Raw genomic sequence first — 26673 nt, 5'->3', positions numbered from 1 at the left:
CTCACTCAAGGGTTGACGGTGACAATAATTTCTGTTCCTTGTCCAGGTTGACTCCTAATCGTGAGTTGTGCGCCGATGCGCTCTGCCCGTTCGCTCATGCCGAGTAAGCCAAAACCCTCAGAGGCTGAAATACTTCCAACTCCAAAGCCCTGTCCATTGTCTCTCACGCGCAAGCAAAACTGGTCGCGATCGTAGACTAGCTCCACTCGAATTTCGTCGGCATTGGCGTATCTAATCGCATTAGTTAAGGCTTCCTGCCCAATCCGCAGTAGGTTATTCTCGACTTCAGTGGGTAGAGAATACACTGCACCCTCAATCTCATAATATAAGGTGGTGTCAGTTGCAGCAGCCCTGATTTGAGCGACGAGACGATGGAGAGCGCTCTGTAAACTGCCCTCCTCCAAAAGCTGAGGACGGAGCGCAATTACCGATCGCCGTGCTTCAGTCAGTCCAGTTCGTGCCAATTCTTTGATCAGATCCAGGTGTGCCTGAGCTGCTTCTACATCATCCGTTAGCACCTGTTTTGCAGCACCGACCTGAGCCAGAATCCCTGTAAACGCCTGAGCGAGTGTATCGTGAATTTCGCGTGCCATACGGTTACGTTCTTCTAAAATTGAGGCTTCTTCTGCTTGCTTCTGCGCCGTAATATCTCGCACCAGCCAAATCACCTGATCGTGGCTGATTGGGGCAATGCGAGCCGAAAACCACATTTCTCGTCCATTTAGAAACGCACCATACTCGACTGTGAGGATTTGTTGGGTTCTCAGTACCTGCTGAATATAACCTAGAAACTCATCAGCTTCTTCCCTTCCGAGTTGATGCATAGTTTTACCAATCATCTCCTCAAAGGGTTGCCATAGCAGATTTCGTTCCAGTACCATTATTTCAAGGAATCGCCCTTCAGCAGAGAATACAAATAATGGATCGGGAATGGCTGAAAAGAGCGCCCGCAGTTCTGCTTCAGAGGCTTGCAATGCTGCTTCTGCTTGCTTGCGATCGTTGATATCCGTAACAACTCCCAACGCTCGGATGGGTTCACCGGATTCATTCCAGGTAACAATTTTGCCGACAGAACGAATCCATTTCCACTGACCATCCTGGGTACGAAGGCGATACTCTACTTGAAAGTTGGGGATTTCTCCAGTAATACAAGCACGGTAGGTTGCGACAACTGATTCTCTGTCATCAGGATGCAAACGAGCAATCCATTCAGGAATGGTTTCGTGGAATGTTGCTGGATCGTAGCCCAGCATTAAAGCGTATTCCGGGTTAACAATTCTTTCTTCAGTCTTTAAATCGAAATCGTAGAGTCCTTGATTTGAAGCGGTTAATGCTAAGCGTAGTCGTTCTTCACTCGTTTGTAGAGCGGCTTCTGTTTGTTTGAGATCGCTAATATCCGCAATCACCCCTTCAATGTAGTCATCGTCTGCATTCAGATAAGCAGAGAACAGTCCCCAAAACACTGTCCCATCTCGTTTTCGCCCCTGTGCTTCATAGCTTCGCACTTCCCGATCCCGCTTCAGCACCTCAAGGAATTGTTGGCGATCGCTGGTATTTAGATAGTAGTCTGTGGCGTGTTCAAGCCCAATCATCTCCTCTGATGAATCAAAGCCAAGCAGATTGGCATAGCGTTGATTGGCATCGAGAAGTAATCCATCCGAGAGGCGGGTGCGGAAGATGCCAACCTGTGAGTTTTCAAAAATATTGCGGAACTTAGCTTCACTGCGTTGTAATGCCTCTTCTGCTTGTCTACGCTGGGTGGTGTCATTGCCCACCGATAAGATTTCAACGACATCTCCTTGTTCATTGAAGATGGCTTGATTCGACCAGGCAATCCAAACCCGTCTACCGTTTCGACAAAGGTTTTCATTCTCGGTTTGCAGGTAAGCTTGAGGCAAGGGAGCTTCAAGATTGTGAAACAGATCGTGAACAAACTGCTTGAGATCGCGTCCAGATGTTTCGGTTTCTGGAACGATTGTTTCCAGTAGGGTACGCCCTAAAATCTGATCTTCCTCATAACCAAAAAAGCTCAGTCCATAGTCATTCATGTATCGAATTCGTCCTTGCCTATCCGTGCGAAGGATGATTGAATTCGCAGTTTGAATCAGGTTACGGTAATTGGCCTCACTCTGTCGTAAAGCAGCAGTTCGTTCTGCAACCTGTTGCTCTAAAGTGCAGTTGTAGTCGGCCAGGAGTTTCTCGGCTTGTTTGCGCTCTGTAATGTCCTGAAAGGTAGCGATCGCATAAGTGATATTGCCCTGTCGATCGAAAACTGGTGTTCCCCGTGCCTCAATTAGAATTGAGACATGATCTCGACGAATTTCTATATCTTCAGTCCTAATGCGTTCGCCCCTTAATGCCCGCACAATAGGCAAGCTCTCCGCTGGATAGATTTGATCCGTTCCCGCTACATAAAGCTGATAAGCCTCTGAGAACTGCTCTGGTGCTATGGAAGTATCAGTTTCTTTGCCCGTGAGTTGATTGCCGCATTGGTTGGTATAGTAAGGGCGACCCTCGGCATCCACGATCGCAATTCCCACCGGAATCGCTTCGAGGAACTGGGTGATCTTGCTTTCCTTAGCCCGCAGTTCTGAGTAAAGGTTGGCATTTTCGATGGCGATCGCGGCTTGAGTCGATAATAGCTGCAAGACCTGCGATCGCTCTGGTGTAAATACTCCAGCTGCTAACCGATTTTCTAAATACAATACACCGACCAGCTTGGCTTGATTCAGCAGCGGCAAACAGAAAATAGATTGAGGCTGGTTCTGTTGAATGTATGGCTCATTAATAAAAGCACCTTCACGAGTCGCATCATTTAAGGTGACAGCCTTTAGAGTCCGAATCACATATTGAATGATTGATTCTGGCAATTGATCGGCAATTGGAATAGACTGTAACACCTGAGTCGCACAAGCATTCTCATCGGTATTGAGTTCACAAGCCGCTTCAATCGACCATTCTTCTGAGTTTTCTAAAATCAGATATCCGGTTTGTGCGCCAGCATTCTCAATCAAAGTTTGCATCAGCGATCGCAGCAATTGCTTCAGTTCAATTTCACGAGAAATCGCCTGTGAAGCTTTCATCACTGCTGCTAAATCGAAAGCAGTATGGAAGGGATTAGAGATAGTTGCAGCAGTAGTAGGAATTGATGTGGAAGCGGCTCTAGACGACTGAGAAAAGAACTGTGGATAGCGAGTTTCTAAGTCTTTAACTTTAGCGATTGCGCCCCAGCGATCGTAGCAATAGTGCGCCTCTTTCATGTAGGTTTGAGCAATTTTTGACCGACCTCGCGCTAGATAGTGTTTAGCCGCTAATTCATAAGTTAATGCTTCTTCCTGGATATACTCATTTTCAGCAGCACCTGCGATCGCTTGTTCGTAAAGTTCTTCAGCCTCAAGAAATTGCCCTAAGACTCGTGCTTTCTCTGCCTCGACTAGATAAAATTTATGTAGATAATTCATTGGGGCGTGTTCTGCCCATTTCTGCATCTTTTCTTGGTTGGTGTTGACGCAGTTTAGCAAAGCTAATTTTTCAGAGTTTGAAGCATCGAGCAATAGGCTCAAAAGCGTCAGAGAATGATAGAAACAGAATACAGGTAAAACCTTTATTGCTGTCACTTCTTCAAAATGTTGCCTTGCCAAAATAGCAGTCTGTACAGCTTGATGATATTCTTCAAATAGATAACACAGTATAACTTTGTGCAGATATAGCATTTGAATTGCAGTTCCATCTTTAACTGCAAGGGCGTGTGGTAATGCCTGCTCTTCATTACACACCCGACCAACTAAGCGACTGGGATTAAGAGACCTATCTAACAAATTAAGAATGGTCTGCCACACTATTGCAATCCAAGTCGAGGGGCTTTCCCGTCTGATTCGATCAACTGCTTTGCTATATGTTGCAGTTTTCTGTTCTAGTTGGGTGAGTGACTCACCGACGAAAAACGAGTTGTAGCACACGTCATATGCAGCATAACCAGCGGTTTCAAAGTCTCCGGTTTCCACTCCTTCCTGATAAGCCTCAACCAGCAGTGGTATCGTCTCCTTAAGATGTACTTTCCATTGCATAACATGGTCACTAAATAACTGTAATGCTTTAGCCTTGCCTTTTTTGGTATTCAATCGTTCTGCCAAACTAAGAGCCAATTGACCAAATTTATAGCCGAGTTCAATGTCTTGAACAACTCCACATAGAACAAATCCGTAGCCAGCATAATACAGTGGTGACCAGATAGCATTCCCGTAGTTGATCGATAAATTTACCGTTTTGCAAGTAATCAGCATGAATAGTGCTGGTGATACTATGAATGCAGCAGCTCCTATATTCGCTAGGATTGACATTGCTGCTAGCGGTTCTGGTGCAGTCATCTCTGGTAAATTACTCAAGTCTTCAATTTCTCGTTGGGCGAGTAGTGCCGCCGTTGACTCCAATCCGCCTTGAACATCTAACTCACTTGGATTTTCTGGTAAAATCACTCCCAGGAGCTTCAACACTTCCAAGCCAATTTTGAGTGCTTCTTTCAGGTTGCCCTGTGACAAATATCTTTGAATGCTGCTATCGTAAACTTGCACTTTGTCAACCACTGTTTTGGCACGAGCGAGTACCACTTCTACCAACTGTTCCATCTCATCAAAGCAACCCTGGAGATACGCCGCTTCTGCTGCTTCTGAGTACAGCGTTAAGGTAAGGTCATACTCACTGAGCCAACTCTCCCAATTGAGGAGTTTAAGCCCTGTAGTGAAATACTTAAAAGCTGCTTCATAAGCCGTTGCTGCCTTTGCTTTCTGTCCTGCCATTAAATTCAGTCTGGCAATTTCAGTTCGTTCTGATCGAGCAGTGACTAGCTCAAGTCCTTGATTGAGATGATCGATGATTTCAAACAACCGATCGGATCGTTGCTCTGGTGAAGTTTTTTCGAGCAAATTGCCACCGATTTGGAGATGAACAACCTGTTTGTGCGATTCATCAATCAAAGCATAAGCCGCTTGCTGAACGCGATCGTGCAAAAACTTGTAGTCTTGAACTAACAAGTTTTCGTCTAATTCAGATAGAGGTTGAATTAATCCAGCATTTATTGCAGCTAGTAAATCTAGAGAAATTATTTTCGGCGATTTTTCACAAGCGATCGCTAACGTCTCTAAATCAAATTCAGATCCAACACAAGCGGCTAAGCGGAGAATTTGCCGTGTTTCATTTGGCAATTTCTTCAACTGGAGCAGCAGCAACTCCACTACATTATCGGTAATATTTCGGGCTTGAATTTGAGCAATATCCCACTGCCAGCTTAACTGTTTCGCATTAAAGATTAACAGATTTTCGCTATACAGCATTCGCAAAAATTCACCGACAAAGAAAGGGTTGCCTTCGGTTTTACGTAACACTAATTGGGCTAAAGAACGAACGGTGTCAATATTGCGACCTAGCGTCTCGGCAATCAGTTGACTCAAGGGTTCGAGGGTTAAGGGTGCTAAGGTAATCTCCTGAAGTACTGCCCCTTGGTTTCGTAGTTCTAAGAGCGTTAATACTAGTGGATGCGTTGGATGCACTTCCGAGTCTCGGTAGGCTCCAATCAAAAATAGATAATGGGTTTGCTCGTCGAGTAATATTAACTCGATTAACTTCAGCGTCGCGGAGTCGGACCATTGTAAATCGTCTAAGAAGATGACCAGGGGATGTTCTTTTGAACAAAACACCCGCACAAAATTTTGAAAGATTCGATTAAAGCGATTTTGAGCTTCCGTTGCTCCAACTTCGGGTACGGGTGGCTGTTTGCCAATAATTAATTCAACTTCCGGAATGACATCTATGATGATTTGCCCATTGCTTCCTAAAGCAGTGAGTAGACGCTCTTGCCACTGTTGCACTTGCTCATCCGGTTCCCCCAGAAGTTGCTGCACCAACTTTTGCAGGGCATCCACAATGGCGCTGTAGGGAATATTGCGCCTAAATTGGTCAAATTTACCCGATATGAAATAGCCGTGCTTTGCTGTGATGGGTTTATAGAGTTCTTGCACCAATGCTGTTTTGCCAACGCCAGCATAACCAGCAACGAGCATGAGTTCGACATTGAATTGAGCATTTTCTATGCCTGACTCTAGTTGACAAATTTCGCCAAACGTCTCTTTTCTAGCCACTCTGTCAAACGCCGCCAATAATGCTTTAGTCTGGACTTCTCGTCCATACAGTTTCTGAGGAATGCAAAACTGTTCTGAAACATCTTGCAGTCCCAACGACATAGCGTTGATCTGACCCATTTCTGCCAGTTGCCCGGCGCAGCGTTCTAGATCCGCTTTGATGCCCCAGGCACTTTGATAGCGATCCTCCGCATTTTTCGCCATCAACTTCAAAATTATGCCTGAAATAGGTTTGGGAATCGTGGCGTTCAATTCATGCACAGGAATCGGCGGTTTGGCAATATGGCAATGAACTAGCTCTAGGATGTCTTGAGTGGGGAACGGTAGCTGTCCAGTTAACAGTTCGTAGAAGGTTACGCCCAGCGAGTAGAAATCGGTGCGATAGTCGAGCATCCGATTCATCCGCCCGGTTTGCTCTGGCGACAGATAGGCAAGCGTGCCTTCTAACACATGGGGACTTTTGAACGTCGGATTGGTGCGGTTAAATTGGGTCGCAACCCCAAAATCAATAATTTTGACAACGCCAGTATCCAGATTAAAGACTATGTTTCCAGGGTTGATATCTTTATGAATGATATTGGCTGCATGGATTCTGCCCAGAATGTCGCAAAGGGCGATCGCAATACCAAGAAAAGTGGATAAAGGCATCGGGCAGAAAATATCTGGACGCTTTTGCATCCATTTTTCTAGGGACTCTCCCCCAAAATCTTCTAAGAGAATCACCAGAGTGCGTTGATAGTCCTGCTGGCTGTATGCCTTGATAACTCCTTCCAGATTCAGGGAGCGAATAATTTTATATTCCTGTCTGTAGCGGGTTAGTTCTTGGGGAGAGGGATAATCAAGCTTTAGCATTTTTACGACGATCTCTACTCCATCCTCTCTAATGCCCCGGTACACTAGAGAATTGGAACTTTCGTATATTTTGTTTTGGATAGCAATACCAGGCAGAGTGATCATAGAGCAACTCTTGAAAGGATAATCTGGTACACCTCAAACTATACAGCAATCCAGCTATCACATTTTTCATCTTCTGAAATTTTATCAAGATAGGGAAGAAGGGGGGAATTAAACAATTTATCAAGGGTAACAATACCTTCGCCAATTTAAGAGGGTGAGTTGATGTACAAACTCCCATTTCTCCGAAGCTGGGCAAAAACAATCAGTCCTAAAAATTCCTTCCAGGTTTATCGCAAGGCTTTTTTAATTTTTGTAGACTCTTCTTTTGGCAAAAGTATTGTATAAATAAGTATTTTTTCATAAATATAAATTTGTCTTTATTAACCAACAGCAGAATATTAATTATTGCTTTCCACTCAACCGGCCTGTTTGATAAAAATCAAGCAGGTTAGGGAAAGCTTTTTCTAGCAACCAGTTCCGCCCAATTTCTGATTCGGGAATATTTGAAGCAGCCATGTAATAAGCACTTCTGTAAGCAGCTACACCTAAACAAGCTTGTAGGCTGGATATAGCCCGTGAAGAAACTGGAATAGCCATCAAATCTTGTATATGACTGGGATGATAATTTTGTCCTACCAGTAAAAAATGAACTAAAGTATGAACCAACCGGGATAAAACAACTGTTCGGTCTTGCCAACGTTCTAAACGGGTCTTCATACGGAAGTAATCAGGTAAATCAGCTGCTAGAGATTCATCAAGGAACAAATCGCTTTGGCTTTCGATAAAATTAGAATCCAGACCTATAAATTGTTTGAGAAAAACAAGCGTTTTGCCCCAACGTTCGTGTTCCTTAGTTTCAGGAGAGAACGCACCTTCTGAATAATGTGAAGCATACTTTTCTTGAAGCTGTACAACCGCCTCTTGGTTAATATCACCTTGCCAGTCAGATTCAACAAAAAACTCTTTTAAAATATCTTGCAAGTAGATGGATGAAAACTCACAAATATCTGGTGCTTCATCATCAAAATCGTCTTCATAAGTATCAATAAGGAATTTCTCTAATTTGATTTCTAGCTCTTGCTTTCTATTAACTGGCAGTAATGATTTAGCGTCTTCTAATGATAAAGGAAAATCTAAATAAGGATGACCTTTGGCTAAGTAAGAATCACTCAAATCTGCCAAACTTTCAAGCGTAATAGTCCGGGCAAAATACTCATCTTGTGGGTGTACACATATCCCGTCTAATTCCTTATCCACCAACATCATAGTAATTGCCAGTAGAGCAAACCATGAAGCATCGTGCAAACAAGTCGGTAAATCAGCAATTAAATCTACTAACTTCAGTTCTAGAATTTCTCCCCAAACGCCTATCCTAGCGGTATTAGAAACATCACAAAAATGCTCGACCTCTTCTCCAACAGATGTCTCTCCTAACCACGTAAGATTTTCTACTTGCAAAGGTGAGGAGTAGTCAGGTGTTAGCCGATTTTGGCTGTCCTCATCGAACTGTATCCACATCAAAGCCAAGAGTATCAGCTTACAAATACTTACTCGCTTCACGAGAAGATATTCAAGCATAAGTCATTACTTATAATTTTTAGATACATACCACGCTAATTGCGATCCCACCATAGCACAGGATTATTAGCCGTTCCTTAGTAAAAACCGCAATGGTATGAGAAACAGGGATAAAAAATAACTCACAAGTATGAATCAAAAAGTGTGCTTTAAATAAAACAATTCGTCAAAATGATAAATCCTAAAAGAACTAATGCTGACGCAGCAATAAGAGAAATATATCAATTCTCGCGTTATGAACTATATCAACAAAGTCATGCTAGTTGGCAGATGTGGACAAGAACCCGATCTAAAATTTTTCGAGTCGGGCGCAGTTAAAGCTTCAATCTCTATTGCAGTAAGACCACCCTACAGAAGTGAACAAGCTCTTTGGTTTGATTTAGTCGCTTGGGGAAATCAAGCAGAAGTGATTGGAAATTACGTTCGTAAAGGAACTCAAATTGCAATTACTGGTGAGTTTGGATTTGATCGTTGGGCTGATAAAAATTCTGGCACTATGCGGCAAAAGCCTGTAATCACAATCAACACCATCGAATTACTAGGTTCACCCCGTAAGGAAGAATCTACATCTACTTCTTTACCAAACGAAACACAGGCTGTAGCTAACGCAAATTTCTAGAAAGTTACAAATCGCTTATGCAGTATACATCATAGGCGATTAACCATCTAATCAATCTACAAATCAAACGACCATGATTCATAATACTGCAACTATTAATCTTAAATCAGTGAACACAACCCACGACAAAGAAGGTTCCTTGATTGCTTTTGGAATTGCTGAATTCTACTATCGTTCAAAGGAAGGAGTCGTTACTGACGAGATACCATTCCGTTCCAAGGGCGCACCTGCTGTCGTTATCAACGAACAGGGGGAAGGCGTACATGGTACAGCAGAAGGATATCTTGATTTAGTAGTGGATAACAGGGGTGAGTACAAAGAAAAAATTGCCACATTCGTAATTAGAAACTTTATCTCAACACAACCGATTAACGAACTCACCCAAGTTAGCAAAAACTCTCACTCGCCTGAAACTCCCGATTTTGCCAAAGAACTACTCGAAGATAACGTTACTTCGACAAATGAAGACCTAGACGAAGAACCTCCATTTTAGAACCAATTAACTGAATAATGCTAGTCCAGGCAGGTTTACTGGTTTGAACTAGCGTTATTTTTTTTCAAAAATCCAAAATAAAAATCCACTGTTTGGTAGAATCGCTGACATGGGTTCACAAAATCGCTTCATTAATATATGTCATCAACCAAAATAATTGCCACTTTCAATCAGTCAGGTGGTGCAGCTAAAACGACTATTACACACAATCTTGGATACCACCTTGCTAAAAAACACCGTGTACTGCTTGTGGATATGGACCCACAAGCATCACTAACAGCTTTTATGGGATTAGGGGAAGTCAAGCTGCAAACTGAACAAACTATCTATGGTGCGATCGCTGAAGAAACTCCCCTGTATATATGGGAAAAACCTATTCACGGGATGCACTTGGTACCAACAAATATCCAATTGGCAGGTACGGAGCAAAAAATTTTTCATGACTTGACCATCGACAACCGCCAACGGCTCAAGTTTGTGCTATCAAATGTACTTGACCAGTATGATTATATTTTGATTGATTGCCCGCCTTCTCTAGGAATCCTAAGCATTATGAGCTTAGTCGCTGCTTCACACGTTATTATTCCTGTTGAAACACAATACAAATGCTATCTCGGCACCAACCAACTGCTAGAAACAATTGCCCGGCTCAAAAAAGGAGGACACCAAAAATTACAAATTGCCTGTATAATTCCAACCAAATACGATAATCGTAATCTTCAAGACACAGGAATACTGGAAGAAATTAAACAACAGGTTGAAGGACGGATACACGTTACTGCCCCCATTCCTAAATCAACAGCTTTTCCTGACGCAACCCAAGCACATCTACCACTTGCACTCCACAAGAAAAACCACCCCGCAGTTAGCATACTCGAAGAAATTACAAAATATATTACTCAACTGTCAGTAACTCAGGGACAAAGCCACTGAGCTTGTAAGAGAAATCAAGCAAGCTGTACTGACCAGTCTAAGTCTTAACTGACTACGTTTTTTGAGTCACGACACCGGAGAATGCGAAGCTAGTTTTCCGCTCTGTCATTTGCAATTAAACAGTTTTAAAGTCACTGAAACAGTGTTGCAAGTGTAAAAAGCTCTTAAAACATTGACGAAGCTAACATTACCCGCAAGGAGGGACTAATGTCCAAAGTATTTGTTTTAGATACCGAAAAAAGACCCTTAGACCCAATTCATTCGGCGCAAGCTAGACAGTTATTACGAAACAAAAAAGCAGCAGTATTTCGGCGTTTTCCTTTCACAATTATTCTGAAAGAATCTAGAGCAGATGCATCTGTATCTGACTTGAGAATTAAGCTAGACCCTGGAGCTAAAATAACGGGAATAGCATTAGTCAATGATTCCACAGGTGAAGTAGTTTTTGCTGCTGATTTAAAGCATAGAGGCTTCGCTATCAGAGATGCTTTGATTTCCAGAAGGCAACTAAGACGTACTAGGAGGAATCGCAAAACACGATACAGAAAACCCAGATTTCTCAACAGAACTAGATCAGAAGGATGGTTAGCTCCTAGCCTTATGAGTCGGGTTCACAATGTTGAAACATGGGTAAACAGATTACGCAAATTCGCACCAATCACAGCGATTAGTACCGAATTAGTCAAGTTTGATATGCAATTAATGCGTAATCCTGAAATCGAAGGTAAGGAATATCAACAAGGTACGTTAGCTGGATATGAAACCAGAGAATTTCTTCTAGAAAAATGGAACAGACAATGCGCCTATTGTGGTATCAAAGATATACCTTTACAGATTGAACACATTCACTCACGCTCAAAGGGAGGTTCTAATTCAATCACTAACCTTACTTTGAGTTGCGAAAAATGTAACGTCAAAAAAGGGACTAAAGATATTAAAGACTTTCTCAAAAAAGATCCCACTAGATTACAGAAAATTTTGGCACAAGCCAAGAAACCATTAGCTGATGCAGCAGCAGTCAATGCCACTAGATACAAACTTCTAGAGGTTTTAAAATCAACTGACTTACCCGTTGAGTGCGGTTCTGGTGGATTAACGAAGTTCAATAGAACTAATCAACAATTACAAAAAACTCATTGGTTAGACGCTGCTTGTGTTGGTCAATCAACTCCAATATTAATTATCAAAGGTATCAAACCGTTGTTAATTACCGCTAATGGGCACGGAACAAGGCAGATGTGTAGAACTGACAAATTTGGATTTCCTAATAGATATGTTCCCAAACTGAAATTTATCAAAGGTTTTCAGACAGGTGATATTGTTAAAGCTGTTGTCACCAATGGAAAAAAAATTGGTGAATACATTGGACGTGTAGCTGTACGTTCTACAGGTAGCTTTAATATCTCTGCTCAGAGAGGATTGATTCAAGGAATAAACTATAAGTTCTGTAAATCAATTCACAAAAAAGATGGTTACAGTTATTCAAGTTAAAAAGACCTCAGCGAATAAATTCGCTCCTGTCGCTTCCCTCTCAGGGCTAAAGCCTCTGAGTTTCCCGCTTACCGAGGATTTTGTATGAGCCAAAAACGCGAACTAGAAAAACTAACCGGACTGGATAATTTATTTGGAGATGACGAAGAAAAATCTTTATCCGATTCCACTTTACCCTTATCTCAAATTATCCTTCCGCCGAGTCAGCCTCGTCGTTATTTTGACCCTGTAAAACTCAAATCACTCGCTGACAGTATCAAGGAAGTAGGGTTACTAGAACCCATTGTCGTTAGAAAGATTCAGGAAGACAAGTACGAGATGGTCGCTGGTGAACGCCGTCTCAAAGCTTGTGAAATAGCAAAACTTGAGGCAATACCCGTAGTCATTATTGAGTGCGACGAGAAAAAAGCTCGTAAACTACGCTTAGTTGAAAACCTCCAAAGGGAAGACCTCAATGCTTACGAGGAAACTATCGGAATTCTCGAATTACTAGCTGAAGAACTCGATATTGACCAAGAGACAGTGGTCAAACTGCTCTATGACATGAATAATGAAAGCAAAGGTAATTCTAACCATAACGTTATGGTTAGTGAAGAAGGACGAATCATACAAGATGTATTCTCGAAGTTAGGAAAAATTACTTGGCAGTCATTTGTAGCTAATCGTCTTCCTTTACTCAAACTCCATTTGGATATCCAAACTGCATTGCAAAAAGGCGAAATTGAATACACAAAAGCTAAGGAAATCAACCGGATAAAAAATGATGATGAAAGACAGAAAGTTTTAAATAAAGCGATCGCAGAAGGTTTATCACTATCTGAAATTAGGATTCTAGTAGTAAATATTCTTCAGCAACAGTCAGAAAATAAGCCATCATCTCATAACCAAGAGCAAAAAGAAAAAGCTGACAAAATATACAAAGCACTTAGAAAAAGTAAAATTTGGAATGATGAGAAAAAGCTAAAAAAAATTAATAAGCTTTTTGCTCAAATTGAAGCACTTCTAGAAGAAGAAAACAAAGATGATCCTTCTTTACAGCAAGGTAGTCTAGTCTCGGAGAACTCTTTGTAAAAGGTACTGGATGGCTAGAAGTCAACTTATAGATTAAGTAATCGTTAGAGAGTATGTTAACTGAGCTATAAAGACTAATATAATCAGAACTGTGAAAATCTCGATTTAATAGTATTTTTGAAAACGGGTGTGGTCAAAACTAGTTGTTGGCTAGTACTCAACGCTTAACCATTAACTGTCCGCTTGGCATAGATGTATGCCGGGGCAACTACCCACTTCTGACTACATCCCTTACAGTCGTATGAGCATTCATGCTAGTCTATTGCATACTTTTGCTTATTGACTAATAGCCCTAAAGCTTAACTTGTTAACGATGATGCTTGTGAAGTTGTTCATAATCCTCAAGAGTATCTACATCAATAACTCCCTCAGCAAAATAAATGCTTGAACAGTTTGAATAATGCTGACGAATGATTTTTCTAGCACCGATATCATCCTGAAGAAGAGCTAGTTCTGAAAATAACGTTTTGTGAAATATAGTAGGAACACCAAGGATACCCGCGTATTCCGAAGCAACTATCATCGAATTTGTAGCTTGATATCTTGTAACAAGTTGATTAATCAGGTCGGAGGAAACAAACGGTTGATCGCATAACATCAGTACGATCGCTTCAATCTCAGATGCGATCGCCTCAATAGCATTTAGTCCACATCGAATGGAACTGGCCATACCAGTTGACCATTTTTGATTATAAACAATGTGGATATCTAAATTTCTCAGATGCGGCTCAATAGTTTCGACGTAAGCACCCAACACAACAACAACTGGCCGACACTGAGAATTAATCGCCGCTTCCGTGATATGTCGAATTAGTGATTTACCTTGGTAAGCTAGGATCTGTTTAGGCTGACCAAGCCTTGTAGAAGCGCCTGCTGCCAAAATTATAATGCCAATGTTAGACATGGTTGCTCTAAGAGAGAGTGGATCGAGCCTGGGCGATCGCGCAAGAAACTACCCCTACCTCCGCCAATTACAGCTTGAATTTCTGCCACGATGGACAGGGCGATTTCTTGGGGTGTTTCCGCAGCAATGTCTAGTCCTACAGGGTTATAAATTCGTTGTTCTTGTGCAGATGTGGTAATGATATTTTCTTCAGACAGATCATCCCACAATTTTTGCATCCGGCGTTTTGGGCCTAACACTCCCAGGTAACGCACCTGGGACGGAATCAGAGTCTTGAGAAATGCTAGGTCGCTTAGATAGCGGTGTGTCATGACAACTGCTACAGTTTGCGGTGTCAGCAAATGTTTGTATGAGTGGGAATCATTGAGTTCGCACCAGAGAATTTGGTCAACTTGAGGAAAGCGATCGCCCCTCAAATACCCTGGTCGATCGTCAATTACGGTAACGTGCCAACCCAGATGTTTCGCCAAATGCACCACGGGAATCGTATCATATCCAGAACCAAATACGAGCAGTGGTACTAATGGATGAATTACTTCAATCAACACATCAACGCGTCCTTGAGGTAAAGTATATGATTGTACGCAAGTTTGTTTTTTTCTCAGTGCTTGGTGAGTGTCTATTTCTATCTTTTGAGCAATGAAAATATTAGCAACGTGATTGATGACAGTGCCATCTGATTTCAGCATCATTCGAGAACCAACTGTAATATCTGACGCTCCCTCTATTTTAAAGACAGTAGCGATCGCTCCCACTTGCCCAGACTGCAAACAATCTTGAATGAAAGACATTTGGCTGGCAGCAGTTTCATCACCTAAAGATTCAATCAAAACATCGACAACGCCATTACACCCCAACCCAAAGCCAAATACAATGTCTTCATCCGATGTAGTGTCATATCTTACTACTATCGGTTCACCACCGCCAAACATCAGCGATTGCGCCCGTTCAAAAACATCACCTTCCAAACAGCCACCGCTAATCGCATTAATCATTTGTCCATCTTCAACCAGTAACATCCTCGCCCCTGGTCGGCGATAAACCGAGCCACTTGTTTGTACTACCATTGCTAAAGCACTACGCTGTGCTGACTTTTGGGTATGTACAAATGCTTGCAGGATATGCTGTAACTCGTTCATATAGTTATTGCTCACTTACGAAACTATGTAATAGCGCTAAATTTGCGGCAGCAAATTCTACAAGAGTTTGTCAGGCGTGATGGGCAAATCTCTGATTCGCTTGCCGGTCGCGTGAAAAACCGCATTGGCGATCGCTGCCGGAATTCCGACCATACCGAGTTCGCCCATGCCTTTAACACCGAGCGGATTGACGATTTTATCGTCCTCCTCAACAAAGATCGTTTCGATCTCCAAGATATCGGCATTAACCGGCACATGGTAGTGCTGCAAATTCGGGTTCATGATCCGCCCGTAACGATGGTCGATTTCAGTCGCCTCTTGCAGTGCCATGCCGATGCCCCAGACAACGCCGCCAAATTCCTGGCTGTGCGAGGCCTTCGGATTCATGATCTTGCCGCTGGCAGTCACTTCAATGGCCCGCGTAACGTGGACAGTCCCCACATCTGGATCGACCTTCACTTCAATGAACTGCGCGCCGTGCGCCAACGTCGCATACTTCTCGCGCTCCTCTGAGGGACGCGACTCGAATGTTTCCGTGATTGCGGTGAGACCATTACGCTTCATCACTCCAGAGATATTGACGAAACGCGACGGGTCGCTTTTTAGTCGCAGTCTCCCGTCGAGCATCTCGACATCGGCGGCGGCTGCCCCCTTGAGCGGAGAATTCGGTTCCTGGTTTGCGAGTGCGAGCAACTTCGTGCCGATGGCCAGAGCCGCGCCGCGCACGGCCGAGCCGACGCTCGCCGTCGTCCAAGATCCCCCCTGCGACGGTGAGCGAGGGAACTTCGTGTCGCCGAGTTCAAATTTCACCTGCTCCAACTTCAGCCCCAGATACTCAGCAGCGATCATGGTCATCACGGTGTAGGTGCCGGGGCCGATGTCACTGGTCGCACTAGCAACTTGCGCCGTGCCATCCACCCGCAGCGTGATGAGGGCGGCAGCAGGCATCTGGAAAGCGCCCCAGACGCCGGTTGCCATACCCCAACCGACGAGTAGGCGTCCGTCGCGCATTGAGCGCGGCTCAAACTGGCGCTTCTTCCAACCGAATTTTTCCGCGCCGAGCCGATAGCACTCCCGCAACGCCTTACTCGAAAATGGCTTGCCGCTCTCGGGGTCTACTTCGGCGTAGTTGATCAGCCGTAGTTCGAGCGGGTCGATCTTGAGCGCGTAGGCCAGCTCGTCCATCGCGCATTCGAGCGCAAACATACCGCTAACGGCCCCCGGTGCACGCATCCAGGTCGGGGTGGGGAGGTCAGTGTTGGTAATCTTCAGCGGCGCGTAGAGGTTCGGGCAGGCGTAGACCTGGCGCGTGAAAAGTGTGGTTTCGTCTGAGAACTCCTCGATGTTGGAGGTGTTGTGTACGACTTCATGAATCATCGTGGAGAGCTTTCCCGATCGCTCTGCGCCGAGCGCGACCTTCTGAATCGTGTACGGACGATAGCCGTGGCCAGTGAACATTTGTGTGCGCGTATAAACGACCTTGACTGGGCGTTTGAGTTCCCGGGCCGCCATCGCTGTCAGCGCCGGATAATAGTTCGGGCGCAGCGACGATCCGAAAGCCCCGCCGACGAAGGGTGAAAGCACGCTCACGTTTTCCTCAGGCACGCCGAAGCTCGAAGCCAAATGTGCACGCACGCCATAGACCCCCTGCGTCTTGTCGAAGATCGTGAGCTTGTCGCCTTGCCAGACCGCGATGGCCGCGTGCGGCTCTATGGGGTTGTGGTGCTCGATAGGAATGCGGTACTCGGCCTCTACCTTCACAGCCGCTGTACGCATCGTCTCTTCCGGATTACCGCGCGTTAAAGTATGTTCAACAACTAACGGCTGAGTCTCAATCGCCGCTGTACGCATCGTCTCTTCGGGATTACCGCGCGGCTTTAGAGGCGGCGCTTGGGTGGGGACGCGCGCGATCGCTCGCACCGCCTCGGTGTCGGTCGTGTGCGGCTCTGTGTTGTAGGAGACTTTGACCAGACGTGCCGCATAACGCGCCTGCTCGTATGTCTCAGCAACGACGAGTGCCACAGGCTGCATATTGAAGAAGATTTTGTCGGACTGGAGCGCCCGAAACGACTTGTCTTGCTCATCGGTAGCGCGCGACGGAGCCTGCACCATAGAAAACTTCGGATCGAGCTTTGGTGTGTTCAGGTGCGTGAAGACGCGAATTACGCCCGCAGCGCGTTCAGCCTCACCCGTGTCGATTGATTTAATCGTGCCCTTTGCTACGGTTCCCAGCACGATAAAACCGTAAGCGAGATTGGAAACCTGAAATTCTGCGGCGTATTTTGCCTTGCCCGTCACTTTGGCGATGCCGTCTACGCGGCTCATTTCTTTTCCGATGTATCTTGCCATTTCTTTTATTCTCCCTACTTACGCAACACCGCCCGACATCGCTCGCTGCAAAGCGAGAACAATGGCGCGTTTTCCGAGTTCGACTTTATAACCGTTATGTTCAAGCGGTTTCGCATCTTTGAAAGCCACTTCGGCAGCAGCCCGAAAAGTTTCTTCCGTCGCTGGTTTTCCGATCAAAACTCTTTCCGCTTCGCCTGAACGCCAAGGTTTATGCGCGACGCTTCCCAAAACAACGCGTGCCTGTTTGATGTTGTTGCCTCTTGTTTCTAAAGCAGCAGCAACGGCAAGCAGTGCGAAAGCATATGAAGTGCGATCGCGAACTTTTAGGTAATAAGACTTGTCGGCGAAGTTATTCCTCGGCATTTCGATGGCAACGATCAATTCCCCATGCTGAAGATTGTTATCTTTTTCCGGCGTGTCGCCCGGCAAGCGATGAAAATCCTGGATCGGGATTGTGCGTTCTCGCCCGTTCGTGCCCCGAACCTTCACAACCGCGTCAAGCGCATAAAGCGCATTCGCCATATCGCCTGGGTAAGTTGCCACGCATTTATCGCTGTAGCCAAAAATGGCATGAATGCGATTGAGTCCCTGAAGCGCTCCGCATCCGCTGCCAGGCTCGCGTTTGTTACACGGCATAGCGATGTCGTAAAAATACTGGCAACGGGTGCGCTGCATTAAATTTCCCCCGTTGGTCGCCATATTGCGAAGCTGTACGGTGGCACCAGCTAAAATCGCCATTGACAGAAGCGGGTAATTTTGCCGGACGAGCGCATGGTTAGCCGTATCAGTATTTTTGGCTAACGCGCCGATAGAAATTCCGTTCGAGGTCGATCGAATTTCCGCCAGATTCAAACCTAAGATGTCAACAAGTTCGCTGGGACGCTCGACGTATTCTTTCATCAAATCAATCAAATTTGTCCCGCCTGCGAGAAACTGTGCCGTTTGATTAGCGGAAACGGTGCCAACGGCGCTTGCTGCGTCGGTTGCGCTAGAATATTTAAACGATTTCATCGGCTTTGCCCTCATTGAATGCAATGGCAATTTCTTCATCGCTTGCAAAATGCCTGGTCTGGGCTGTTTCGCGCCCGGAATGAACTTCTTTGATTGCCGCAACGATTCCTGGATAAGCGCCGCAACGGCAAATGTTGCCGCTCATGCGTTCTCTGATTTCTTCATCAGAGAGTTCTAAATTCTGGGGACTCGTCCGCAAATTGTTAGTGACGTGACTCACGTCGCCGTTTTTGGCTTCCTGCAAAAGCGCCACTGCCGAACATATCTGCCCCGGCGTGCAGTAGCCGCACTGGAAGCCGTCGTGTTTGATGAACGCCGCCTGCATCGGATGAAGATTGTCGGCGTCAGCCAGCCCTTCGATAGTCGTCACCTCTTTTCCCTCGCAGCTCGCGGCAAGTGTCAGACACGAAAGCACGCGGCGTCCGTCAACGATCACTGTACAAGCACCGCACTGTCCTTGATCGCACCCTTTTTTGGTGCCGGTCAATCCAAGTCTTTCGCGTAGGGCATCGAGCAGCACCGTGCGCGAATCCACTTCCAGGCGTTGAGTAGAGCCGTTGATTTTCAACAAGACCTTAACGGCGTTTTCCACCCCAGCGGTCGAAGCGAACACTGCGTCGGGCGAAGCGGCGAGCGTGGCAAAGACCTCCTCTTTAGCCAGCAGGTGGAAGGCGAAGGTGCCGAGTGCCGCAGCCATGTTTTGCTCCAAGAATTTTCGGCGAGCAGCACCGACAATACCGAGTTCGTCGAGTAGTGTTTTTTCGTCCGCGCTGAGTTGCTCATCGCTTTCGGTTAGATCGAAGTCTTGTCGTTCTTGATTGTCGTCCATGATTCTCCTTGCAACATTCTCGAACAAGCCCTGGACAAGTGTTTGTTTTTCGCGCCGACTCTTCTCACGGTCTGCACCCACCAAAGGCGCAGAAGCACCTTTGCTCAATCCGCCCTTACACTGCAAGAGTTGCTTGTCTATCAGATAAATTCTCTAGATATTGCATCACCAGTATCATCGCCAACCGCCAAGGTGCTTGCGCTGGCTGACCCCGTTGTGGATACAGTGATGCGAAATCTTCATCCTTATAAAAGACTCCAAGTTCATCACGCAGTCGCATATATAAATTACCTTTGGGGAACGCGGCTTTGGCTACACGTACCGTTTCATCAGGAATAGGAGGAAGTTCTTCGGGATGTAAGCACATATAATGCCTCCACAGGTATTCCTTCTGGTTTATTGATTATTGAAGCAGCTAACTTAATTTTTTTCTCCCGTGTAATACACGGAAAGGGATATCTATCTTCTCCAAGTGATACACGGTAAATCCACCGTTTTTTTGTTAAGCAATATTTCGCCAACGGTATCCGTATCTCGGCGGCCACCCAAGAAGGCTTATTTAAACCTGTGGTAGCTCATAGATACCCCAATAGTTAATATCATGCTTCTTCAAAATGACTTCAGCATTTTGAATCTCCTCATCTTTGCCTTTTAGTACTAGTAAATATTCACAGCACTGGATGCGATCGCAATAACGTCTAGCTCGGTCTTCAGGAATACCTAAACTAGCTAGCACCTTTACTAAATGATTTGTGGCTATAGTACTAACTGCAACACCCGCTACACTGATAATGAATGCTGTTCCAACCGAACCGACTGCAATTATTACTCCAATACCGCCAGGAAGTACCAAACTGCTAAGACCAACTAATACGCTTCCCCAAAAACTTGCAGTTAAAGCGTCACCAACTGCTCCAGTTGTATCTACACTTTGATTGTTGATACGCGAACTGACTGATACTTCGCCAATAGGATTTATGCGATCTGCAAATTTTGCAAAAATCGCAACTTTTTCCATTGGAAAGCTTGAGGCTTTCAATTCATTAACTGATTGCTCCACTGCTTTACGGTTAGTAAATACTCCAACAGCGTGCTTGTTATCTGTTGTAATCATATTATCCTTATTTCAGTGAGGCAGCACTAGCTCACCAATAAAACCGAAAGTTATTTCAACAAATTAGTAAATAGTTAACAGTAAACTGTTTTTCAGTTGGGAGTCAAAGTTCCTCACCACTATTGCGTGCTACGTTTGAGTTGGAGATTTAGACCCCAACTCAAACTTTGATAACTGATAACTGCTTTAAACTCTTGCCCTATGGTCAGGAAGACTACGAGAAGCTAATGAAAGCATGATCATCCAAACACCCGTCAACAAAAAATTAATCCCTACAAATACTCCCAATACCCAAACTGTGCTGACAGGCCATTGAGCTAGAATCAAAATCCCTAGAATAATAGCCATGATCCCGCTAAATAGTACCCAACCCCAGTTTGGATCTTGACGCATTTGAAATGCTGCAATCACCTCCAATACACCCTCAATAAAAATGATCAATCCAAAAGCTAAGGTGAGAGAGAGCGCAGCACCAAAGATGTTGCTAAGCAGCAGAATCCCACCAATTACGTATAGAACACCAACTACTAGTGTTGTCCAGAAGCCTCGTTTGTGACGTGATTGAAATGCATGAACAATTCGGACGATGCCAGCAATAATTAAAGTCCAGGAGAATACGATTGTGATGGCAATAGTGGCAATAAATGGTTCTGCGATCGCTGCAATTCCCAGCAGAATCATCAAAACACCTAAGACAATTGGCAATGCTGAATTTGTTCTGGTTTCTCTAAAATCTTCAGAAGTCATAGCTTTTCAAAAAATGTTTTGATATGTTGTTAAATTTTGAAAGAGAGACGCGATTAACCCAAGTCTTTCCAAGAGTTATCTCTCCCTTGTACTCCTCTGCCCCCTCTAAGCATTGACCAGTTCAGGTGATAAGCGCTTCAACACCAGTCGTTCGTGTTCCACATGGACGTAGATTGTGTCGCCTTCGTGGAACTCGCCGCGTAGAATCGCTTTGGCAATCGGAGTTTCTAGTTCTCGCTGAATCGCCCGCTTCAGGGGACGAGCACCGTAAACTGGGTCATAACCGACCTGAACAATCCAATTGAGAGCCTCGTCGGAGATTTTGAGCGAGAGTTTACGCTCGCGCAGTCGCTCCTCTAAACGCTGCACTTGTAGTTTGACAATTTCGCGCAACTCGTCCTTCCGCAAGCTATGGAAGATAATGATTTCATCAATGCGGTTGAGGAATTCGGGGCGGAAACTTTCTCGCACTGCTTCCATGACGCGATCGCGCATTTGTTCGTACTTGCTATCGTCTCCTGCCACATCCAAAATGTATATTGAACCAATATTGCTGGTCATAATCGCGATCGTATTTTTAAAATCTACTGTGCGTCCCTGAGAATCAGTTAGGCGACCATCATCCAGGATTTGCAGCAGGACGTTGAATACATCAGGATGAGCTTTCTCAATTTCGTCAAACAGAATTACAGAATAAGGTCGGCGGCGAATCGCTTCGGTGAGTTGTCCGCCTTCTTCATAGCCCACGTAACCTGGAGGCGCACCGATGAGACGGGCAACAGTGTGTTTCTCCATGTATTCGGACATATCGATCCGCACCAGTGCATCTTCGGTATCAAACAGATATACCGCTAAAGCTTTTGCCAGTTCTGTTTTTCCCACCCCGGTCGGGCCTAAGAAAATAAAGCTAGCAATGGGACGATTCGGGTCTGCCAACCCAGCACGGGAACGTTGAATTGCATCAGCAACAGCTCTTACAGCTTCGTCCTGACCAATCACACGTTTATGTAGCTCTTCTTCCAGATGCAAAAGTTTTTGCATTTCCGATTCAACCAGTCTGCTCACCGGAATACCCGTCCACTTGGAGATAATTTCGTCAATGTCAGCTTCGGTGACTTCTTCGCGCAACAGAGATTTACCGCTAGTCTGGATTTGAGCTAGTCGCGCTTCGGCTTCTTCTAGTTGTCGTTGCAGCTCAGTGAGTTTGCTGTATTTCAGTTCTGCTGCCCGGTTGAGGTCGTAATCGCGTTCGGCTTGCTGAATTTCTACGTTGACACGCTCAATCTCTTGTCTAATTTGGCGAATGCGATCGATGATTTGCTTCTCTGCTTGCCATTGAGCATTGAGGGCATCTTGGCGTTCTTTTAACTCTGCAAGTTCTCTCTCCAGCCGTTCTAAACGCTCTCTGGAAGCACTGTCTGTTTCTTTTTGCAGTGACAGCCGCTCCATTTCCAGTTGCAGAATTTTGCGATCAATTTCGTCTAATTCTTCTGGTTTAGAAGTAATTTCCATTTTTAGTTTAGCCGCAGCTTCATCCACCAAATCAATAGCTTTGTCGGGTAGGAAGCGATCGCTAATATATCTCGCAGACAGAGTAGCTGCCGCAACTAACGCACTATCAGAAATCTTCACGCCGTGGTGTAACTCGTAGCGCTCTTTCAAACCGCGCAGAATTGAGATGGTATCTTCCACACTGGGCTGATCGACATACACCTGCTGAAAACGACGTTCCAAAGCCGCATCTTTTTCAATGTACTTGCGGTATTCATCTAGCGTGGTGGCACCAATACAGCGCAATTCGCCGCGAGCGAGCATCGGCTTGAGCAAGTTGCTAGCATCCATCGATCCTTGCGTTGCACCCGCACCAACTACAGTGTGAATTTCGTCAATGAACAAGACGATTTGTCCCTGTGCTTCTTGGATTTCTTTTAAGACAGCTTTCAGGCGTTCTTCAAATTCTCCCCGGTATTTGGCTCCGGCAATTAACGCACCCATGTCTAAAGCTATTAGTTTGCGATCGCGCAATGATTCCGGGACATCACCACTGACAATGCGCTGCGCTAATCCTTCTACAATTGCTGTTTTACCGACACCGGGTTCACCAATCAGCACGGGATTATTTTTAGTCCGACGAGAAAGGATTTGAATCGTGCGGCGAATTTCTTCATCTCGTCCAATCACTGGGTCGAGTATGCCTTCACGTGCCAATTGGGTTAAATTGCGTCCGTATTTTTCTAGCGCTTCATATTTAACTTCTGGGTTTTGATCTGTCACTTTTTGACTCCCTCGAATCTGTTGAATGATGTTGCGGAGTTTTTTTTCATCCAGTCCAAATTCTTGAAACAACCCTTTACCAAAGCGATCGTCTTTGGCAAAGGCAAGTATTAAATGTTCAATAGAAATATATTCATCACCAAACTCTTTGCGGTATTGTTCGGCGCGATCGAGCAGCCTCTCTAAACTGTGTCCGATGTATACCGAACCACTGCTAGCCCCCGATACTTTGGGCTGACGGTTGATGAAGTCGATAGTGCGCTCGTGTAGTTTTTGAACATTTACCCCGGCTTTGTTGAAAATAGAACTGGCGAGTCCTTCCTGTTCCAGTAGCGCTAGCATCAAATGTTCGCTCTCAATCTGCTGATGCTGAAACTGCTTGGCAATTTCGGGAGTACGAACAAGGGCTTCCCAGGCTTTTTCGGTAAATTGCTCGGGATTGGTTGGTTGCATAATCGTGCCCCTTAGCTGAGAAATAAATTATTTTGTTAACGCTCTTAATTACGAATTTGTAATTCAGCACGGTAGGCACGCAGTTGCGCCTTGAGTTGGTCAATTTCAGTTACCATATCTAGCACCATTGCTGCTCCGACCCAATTCAAGTTCAGATCGCGGTGCAACCTTTGAATCTGCACAACGCGAAAGATATCCTGTCGGCGCAGCATGATTCCTACAGGTTCAATTAGTCCCAGGCGGACAAATCGTTCTAGTAATAAAACCGAGGTTTGGGTGAGGTAGGCGGCTTGCTCGAAACTATAGAGGCGATCGCCTGTTTCTGACCACACCACGCAAGACAAACTCAGGTTAGAACTCATAACCGCACCTCCGTTAAGCCTTGACGGGAATTAAAACTACTGACCTGCCGCAATTTTTCATAGCACTCTCTTTCTTGGGGACTCAAATCTTTGGGAGTCACAATTTTTAACCGCACGATCAAAGCGGTACGATTACCTTTTGGATCGCGCCAGCCCTTGCCACGTAGTCGGAGTGCTTGACCGGAATCCACACCGGCCGGAATCGTCATCGTTACCTTGCCATCGGGCGTAGGAACATCTATTTGTGCGCCAAGTACAGCTTCCTCTGGGCTGACAGGTACTTCGCAAGCAAGATTGTCGCCCTCAAATTTGAAGAAAGGATGGGGCAATAATTCAATTGTCAGATACAAATCGCCGCGTTGCTGAATAAAAGGACTCATCTGTCCTTTGCCTTTGACTCGAATGCGGCTTCCCGATTTTACTCCTGGCGGAATGCGAACAGTGATAGTTTCTCCATCAATTTGTAGCTGCTTCTGTGTACCGTGAAATGCTTCAGAAAAAGTGAGAGCGATCGCTGCTTCCGTATCCTGTGCGGGAACTTCAGTGAAGCGGCCGAAGGGGTCTTCTCCATAGCCAAAGTCGGCGTATTCCCGGAATCCTTCTGGTCTTGTTGTAGTGCGATAATTAGCTGTGCGCTGCCTTGTACGACCGCCACTGCGACCTAACCCTCCCAGCAATTCATCAATGAAATCATTAAAGTTGCCATACTGGCTAAAATCATAACCTTGTGTACCCGCCCCTCTGGGTGGAGGTGTACCCGCCGCAGCCTGTTGCCAGTACTGACCATACTGGTCATACTTCTGGCGTTTTTCTGGGTCAGACAGCACTTCATTAGCTTCGTTAATTTCTTTGAACCGCGCTTCGGCTTGCTTATCCTTAGGATTTAAGTCCGGGTGATATTTCCGTGCCAATTTCCGGTAGGCTTTTTTGATATCCTCCGGAGTGGCGTTCTTACTGACACCCAGAATTTCGTAATAATCTTTGAAATCGGTTGCTGCAACCATCAGCACCTCTTGAAATTAACGCGATGGGACGGGTGGGCAGAGGGGCAGGGGGAGATAAAACTCCTCACTCTTATACAGACGCGATTAATCGCGTCTCCTGGCTTCTGCCCTATTTGAGGAATCATCTGGTTTAACGACTTCGGATACTCGGTTGAAGAAACTAGAGAATTGTTCTTGAAGCTTGGCAAATGCGCCTGCTGTGTTCTCACGTGCCTTAACTTGCCGCTCTAGATTTTGAATTGCTTTGTCAAATGCTGCATACTCGCGATCGCCTCTGGCATATCCTAGTTCTTGAGCTAACTTGAGTTGGACACGAGCATCTTCTAGCAACCTCTGTGCTGCGTCGCGATCCTTCTCTGCTAAAGTAACCGCAGTCACTAGATCGGTATGGGCTTTGACTAGCGGCAGGGGTCGAGCTTGTTCTGTGACCACTAAAGTTGAGAGCGCAAGTTGCAGCACGCCTTTGGCTTCATCAATTTTGCCTTCGTTCAACAACCGAGCTGCCTGCTTGGTAGCATCTGGATATCTCTCTAATGGCAGATTGACGATTGCTGTGCGAATCTCGCTCATCAGGTTGTTCAACAGTTCGCGAGCCGCCGGAAAATCTTCTGCATTTACAGCAGACTTAACTTGTTTGCGAATTCGGTCAACCAAATTAAAATCCTGAGGGGCAAAATCGATTATCGCTACCTGAGCCGCCACCGGAATTAGAGCTAGTTTAGGGTATTGTGCTACTAGAATGTCAATTTTTCCAGTTGCTCGTTCTAGGGCAGCAATTGCTTCTTGAGTCTTTCCCCGCTCAATGGCAGCGATCGCTTTTTTAGTTTCTTCAATTGCGGCGATCGCTTCTCGATCCAGTTTACTTTCAGCCTCAGCTGTTGCCTGTTGCCTCTCCTTTTCAATCTCCTGCTGAAGACTAGTATCAAGCTGATTCAATCTTTCAGGAGATACCGCAGCAGAGCTAACTGCATGAACGGGAGCGATGAATAAAAGCGTGGAGAAAAGAATACCCACTAACAGGACTTGCAGCCTTCTAAAGAATCTGTGATATTGGTTCACGATCATTCTCCTGGTTTGTAAACTTGCTTTGCGCCTGGGATAGATGCCTTTTTCGTCGCGATCAAACATCTGTACCTTTTTGGGTCTAAGGATTATTCAGGTTTTCCCCTACAACGCCACTTGATGCCAGTCGCTACAACGCGCTTAACCCGATGCCAGGTGCTTTATGCCGGGAAACCCTTTCAGCAGTTCCTTCTGGGGGACTCGGGGCC

At 45.3% G+C, this 26673-nt stretch carries 18 protein-coding genes and 1 pseudogene; 5 read left to right on the top strand and 14 right to left on the bottom strand.

The window, feature by feature from the left end:
* Positions 1-5: 5 nt before the first annotated feature.
* Positions 6-7091: a PAS domain S-box protein gene (locus GSQ19_RS28560; protein ID WP_011316785.1), complete on the bottom strand. Its 7086-nt coding sequence runs from the start codon at positions 7089-7091 to the stop codon at positions 6-8.
* Between the two features lie 342 nt (positions 7092-7433).
* A complete protein-coding gene (locus GSQ19_RS28555) occupies positions 7434-8609 on the bottom strand; it encodes a hypothetical protein (protein ID WP_011316784.1) in 1176 nt (391 codons plus the stop codon).
* Between the two features lie 235 nt (positions 8610-8844).
* Between GSQ19_RS28555 and ssb the strand changes: the two genes are divergently transcribed.
* From ssb to GSQ19_RS28530, 5 genes are all read left to right on the top strand, one after another.
* Positions 8845-9228 (top strand): single-stranded DNA-binding protein, encoded by a 384-nt coding sequence (ssb, locus tag GSQ19_RS28550; RefSeq protein ID WP_011316783.1) that lies wholly within the window; start codon positions 8845-8847, stop codon positions 9226-9228.
* 73 nt (positions 9229-9301) lie between these two features.
* On the top strand, positions 9302-9721 hold the full coding sequence (locus GSQ19_RS28545; RefSeq protein ID WP_011316782.1) for a hypothetical protein: 420 nt from the start codon (positions 9302-9304) through the stop codon (positions 9719-9721).
* A 138-nt stretch (positions 9722-9859) separates the two neighbouring features.
* Entirely contained in the window at positions 9860-10654 is a 795-nt protein-coding gene (locus GSQ19_RS28540; RefSeq protein ID WP_011316781.1) for a ParA family protein, read from the top strand.
* Between the two features lie 207 nt (positions 10655-10861).
* Positions 10862-12145 (top strand): RNA-guided endonuclease IscB, encoded by a 1284-nt coding sequence (gene iscB / locus GSQ19_RS28535; RefSeq protein WP_011316780.1) that lies wholly within the window; start codon positions 10862-10864, stop codon positions 12143-12145.
* A gap of 84 nt (positions 12146-12229) precedes the next feature.
* Positions 12230-13216, top strand: coding sequence for a ParB/RepB/Spo0J family partition protein (locus tag GSQ19_RS28530; protein ID WP_011316779.1), 987 nt, complete (start codon positions 12230-12232; stop codon positions 13214-13216).
* 307 nt (positions 13217-13523) lie between these two features.
* On the opposite strand, the gene GSQ19_RS28525 is transcribed toward GSQ19_RS28530, so the two are convergent.
* The 12 genes and pseudogenes from GSQ19_RS28525 to GSQ19_RS28470 all read right to left on the bottom strand — a co-directional run bounded on the left by GSQ19_RS28525 (position 13524) and on the right by GSQ19_RS28470 (position 26530).
* Positions 13524-14120 (bottom strand): nucleotidyltransferase family protein, encoded by a 597-nt coding sequence (locus GSQ19_RS28525; protein WP_041457394.1) that lies wholly within the window; start codon positions 14118-14120, stop codon positions 13524-13526.
* Positions 14099-15259, bottom strand: coding sequence for an XdhC family protein (locus GSQ19_RS28520; RefSeq protein WP_011316777.1), 1161 nt, complete (start codon positions 15257-15259; stop codon positions 14099-14101). Before GSQ19_RS28520 ends, GSQ19_RS28525 begins: the two co-directional genes overlap by 22 nt.
* A 57-nt stretch (positions 15260-15316) precedes the next feature.
* Positions 15317-17608 (bottom strand): xanthine dehydrogenase family protein molybdopterin-binding subunit, encoded by a 2292-nt coding sequence (locus tag GSQ19_RS28515; protein WP_011316776.1) that lies wholly within the window; start codon positions 17606-17608, stop codon positions 15317-15319.
* A gap of 18 nt (positions 17609-17626) precedes the next feature.
* The gene (locus GSQ19_RS28510; protein ID WP_011316775.1) at positions 17627-18619 is read right to left on the bottom strand and encodes an FAD binding domain-containing protein; all 993 of its coding nucleotides are present in this window, start codon (positions 18617-18619) and stop codon (positions 17627-17629) included.
* On the bottom strand, positions 18606-19448 hold the full coding sequence (locus GSQ19_RS28505) for a 2Fe-2S iron-sulfur cluster-binding protein (protein WP_011316774.1): 843 nt from the start codon (positions 19446-19448) through the stop codon (positions 18606-18608). The genes GSQ19_RS28510 and GSQ19_RS28505 overlap by 14 nt, the downstream gene beginning before the upstream one ends.
* A 118-nt stretch (positions 19449-19566) precedes the next feature.
* Positions 19567-19815: pseudogene (locus GSQ19_RS28500) on the bottom strand (transposase); the annotation flags it as partial.
* 192 nt (positions 19816-20007) lie between these two features.
* Positions 20008-20562: a general stress protein gene (locus GSQ19_RS28495; RefSeq protein ID WP_011316772.1), complete on the bottom strand. Its 555-nt coding sequence runs from the start codon at positions 20560-20562 to the stop codon at positions 20008-20010.
* 186 nt (positions 20563-20748) lie between these two features.
* Positions 20749-21309 carry an HdeD family acid-resistance protein gene (locus GSQ19_RS28490; protein ID WP_011316771.1) on the bottom strand — a complete coding sequence of 187 codons (561 nt, stop codon included), beginning with the start codon at positions 21307-21309 and terminating at the stop codon, positions 20749-20751.
* Between the two features lie 105 nt (positions 21310-21414).
* Entirely contained in the window at positions 21415-24036 is a 2622-nt protein-coding gene (gene clpB, locus GSQ19_RS28485) for an ATP-dependent chaperone ClpB (RefSeq protein WP_011316770.1), read from the bottom strand.
* Between the two features lie 44 nt (positions 24037-24080).
* The gene (locus GSQ19_RS28480) at positions 24081-24398 is read right to left on the bottom strand and encodes a chaperone modulator CbpM (protein ID WP_011316769.1); all 318 of its coding nucleotides are present in this window, start codon (positions 24396-24398) and stop codon (positions 24081-24083) included.
* Positions 24395-25402, bottom strand: a complete 1008-nt coding sequence (locus GSQ19_RS28475; RefSeq protein ID WP_011316768.1) for a DnaJ C-terminal domain-containing protein — start codon at positions 25400-25402, stop codon at positions 24395-24397. Before GSQ19_RS28475 ends, GSQ19_RS28480 begins: the two co-directional genes overlap by 4 nt.
* 84 nt (positions 25403-25486) lie before the next feature.
* Positions 25487-26530 (bottom strand): YfdX family protein, encoded by a 1044-nt coding sequence (locus tag GSQ19_RS28470; protein WP_011316767.1) that lies wholly within the window; start codon positions 26528-26530, stop codon positions 25487-25489.
* Positions 26531-26673 lie beyond the last annotated feature (143 nt).

This window comes from Trichormus variabilis 0441 (genome assembly GCF_009856605.1).
Lineage (GTDB): Bacteria > Cyanobacteriota > Cyanobacteriia > Cyanobacteriales > Nostocaceae > Trichormus > Trichormus variabilis.
This window is presented reverse-complemented; position numbering and strand designations above follow the sequence as displayed.

Coding starts and splice junctions, on each gene's coding strand:
- GSQ19_RS28560 (WP_011316785.1), bottom strand. CDS start 7,091: ATGATCACTCTGCCTGGTATTGCTATCCAAAACAAAATATACGAAAGT.
- GSQ19_RS28555 (WP_011316784.1), bottom strand. CDS start 8,609: ATGCTTGAATATCTTCTCGTGAAGCGAGTAAGTATTTGTAAGCTGATA.
- ssb (WP_011316783.1), top strand. CDS start 8,845: ATGAACTATATCAACAAAGTCATGCTAGTTGGCAGATGTGGACAAGAA.
- GSQ19_RS28545 (WP_011316782.1), top strand. CDS start 9,302: ATGATTCATAATACTGCAACTATTAATCTTAAATCAGTGAACACAACC.
- GSQ19_RS28540 (WP_011316781.1), top strand. CDS start 9,860: ATGTCATCAACCAAAATAATTGCCACTTTCAATCAGTCAGGTGGTGCA.
- iscB (WP_011316780.1), top strand. CDS start 10,862: ATGTCCAAAGTATTTGTTTTAGATACCGAAAAAAGACCCTTAGACCCA.
- GSQ19_RS28530 (WP_011316779.1), top strand. CDS start 12,230: ATGAGCCAAAAACGCGAACTAGAAAAACTAACCGGACTGGATAATTTA.
- GSQ19_RS28525 (WP_041457394.1), bottom strand. CDS start 14,120: ATGTCTAACATTGGCATTATAATTTTGGCAGCAGGCGCTTCTACAAGG.
- GSQ19_RS28520 (WP_011316777.1), bottom strand. CDS start 15,259: ATGAACGAGTTACAGCATATCCTGCAAGCATTTGTACATACCCAAAAG.
- GSQ19_RS28515 (WP_011316776.1), bottom strand. CDS start 17,608: ATGGCAAGATACATCGGAAAAGAAATGAGCCGCGTAGACGGCATCGCC.
- GSQ19_RS28510 (WP_011316775.1), bottom strand. CDS start 18,619: ATGAAATCGTTTAAATATTCTAGCGCAACCGACGCAGCAAGCGCCGTT.
- GSQ19_RS28505 (WP_011316774.1), bottom strand. CDS start 19,448: ATGGACGACAATCAAGAACGACAAGACTTCGATCTAACCGAAAGCGAT.
- GSQ19_RS28495 (WP_011316772.1), bottom strand. CDS start 20,562: ATGATTACAACAGATAACAAGCACGCTGTTGGAGTATTTACTAACCGT.
- GSQ19_RS28490 (WP_011316771.1), bottom strand. CDS start 21,309: ATGACTTCTGAAGATTTTAGAGAAACCAGAACAAATTCAGCATTGCCA.
- clpB (WP_011316770.1), bottom strand. CDS start 24,036: ATGCAACCAACCAATCCCGAGCAATTTACCGAAAAAGCCTGGGAAGCC.
- GSQ19_RS28480 (WP_011316769.1), bottom strand. CDS start 24,398: ATGAGTTCTAACCTGAGTTTGTCTTGCGTGGTGTGGTCAGAAACAGGC.
- GSQ19_RS28475 (WP_011316768.1), bottom strand. CDS start 25,402: ATGGTTGCAGCAACCGATTTCAAAGATTATTACGAAATTCTGGGTGTC.
- GSQ19_RS28470 (WP_011316767.1), bottom strand. CDS start 26,530: ATGTTTGATCGCGACGAAAAAGGCATCTATCCCAGGCGCAAAGCAAGT.